Here is a 1,610-nt window from a genome sequence, read left to right on the forward strand (position 1 = left end):
AGTGAACTACTCACCACTTAGCTAAACCTGACGGTTCTTAACGCTTGAAGTGGGAGCTTCTTGGGAATAGAGCATACTTGATAGCGTATTTCTTTACTAACAGCGGTGTCTCTTATTTACCAAGCTATCCCCGTAGTTCCTACGGTTCTTGATGATTGGATCTAAGCCAATCCCATAGAATGTAGTCTTAGACCTTCGGTCAGAATATTGATACTAGCATTGATATCACGATCATGATGAGTATGACAAACAGGACAAGTCCATTCTCGAATTTCAAGAGATTTCTTGCCATCTTTATGTCCGCACTCTGAACAAATCTGACTAGACGGAAACCATTTATCTACTTTGATGATTTTTCGTCCATACCAGTCAGCCTTGTATTGTAATTTAGTCACAAACTTTGACCAAGAAACATCAGAAATACTTTTAGCTAATTTATGATTTCGCAACATACCTTTTGTGTTTAAGTCTTCAATACAGATAATATCGTGATTTTTGATCATTTCTGTACTCAACTTATTCAGAAAATCAGTACGTTGATTCATTACTTTTTCATGCAATCTAGCTACTTTGCGTTTTTGTTTTTGATAATTTTTAGCTTCAAATAGATTGGTACCTTTATTTTTAGCCAATAAAGCACGCTTAGACAATTTGCGTTGTTCACGCTTTAGTTTCTTTTCCATTTTGGACGTGAATTTATTATTATCGATTTTTTGTCCATCAGAAAGAATCGCAAAGTCCATAATACCTAAGTCAATACCAATTGTGGAATTAGTTTTAGGTAATTCGATAATTTCTTCTTTACACAACAAAGAAATATAGTATTTACCGCTAGAATGACGTGATATTGTAGCAGATTTGATAATCCCTTTTGGTTGTCTATGAAGCTTAATTCTTACTAATGACTTCAATTTAGGAACTTTGATGAATTTACTATCAATCAAAGCAACTGTACCATTTTGATTATTCGTTGTATAACTCTGAACAGGATTTTTCTTACTTTTGAAACGTGGAAATCCAACGGATTTATCCCGAAAAAAATTCTTGTATGCTTTATCTAAATTAAGTTGGGCATTGGCTAAAGCAAGGCTATCAATTTCTTTCAAAAACGGAAATTCTTTCTTGTATTTAGCTGGTGTCGGAAAAGTCATTTTTTTAGAAGAATCATTTTTAACTTCTTCATACGCCTTTTTTCGGTCATCAAGCATTAGATTGTAGACCTTACGGACACAACCAAAAGATTTGGCAAAGAAGATTTCTTGTTCCTCTGTTGGATAGATTCTGAATTTGTATGCTTTTAGTTGTTCCATAAAGTTCACCTACTTTCTATTTATGATTGTTTCCTTGATTTTGGATATACTTCTTAATCACATCAATTGGTGCGCCACCAGTTGTCAGAAGACAAAAGCTTTTAGACCAGAACATTTCTTTCCAAAGAAATTGTTTGACTCTTGGAAAGTCACGTTTTATCAATCTTGAGCTGGCACTTTTATAGGCATTGATGAATTTTGTCAATTCTGTTTTAGGTTGAGCTTTGAACATAATATGAACGTGGTCTTTATCATGATTCCACTCCACTAAAGTAATGTGATACGATTCTGAAATTCTTT

The 1,610-nt window shown here is 33.8% G+C and carries 2 protein-coding genes; both read right to left on the reverse strand.

The genetic code is table 11. From position 1 onward, the window contains the following. Positions 1-161: 161 nt before the first annotated feature. Positions 162-1,310 carry an IS200/IS605 family element RNA-guided endonuclease TnpB gene (gene tnpB / locus DVW83_RS14575; RefSeq protein ID WP_137239658.1) on the reverse strand — a complete coding sequence of 383 codons (1,149 nt, stop codon included), beginning with the start codon at positions 1,308-1,310 and terminating at the stop codon, positions 162-164. 16 nt (positions 1,311-1,326) lie between these two features. Beyond that, positions 1,327-1,610 (reverse strand): IS200/IS605-like element ISEfa4 family transposase (tnpA, locus tag DVW83_RS14580; protein ID WP_129232558.1); only part of this gene is annotated, 284 nt, incomplete at its 5' end.

The sequence above is a fragment of the Enterococcus sp. VV15 genome (genome assembly GCF_005236045.1).
Taxonomy (GTDB): domain Bacteria; phylum Bacillota; class Bacilli; order Lactobacillales; family Enterococcaceae; genus Enterococcus_B; species Enterococcus_B durans.

Bases quoted from the DNA above. Each gene is read 5' to 3' on its own strand.
- tnpB (WP_137239658.1), bottom strand. From the start codon at position 1,310: ATGGAACAACTAAAAGCATACAAATTCAGAATCTATCCAACAGAGGAA.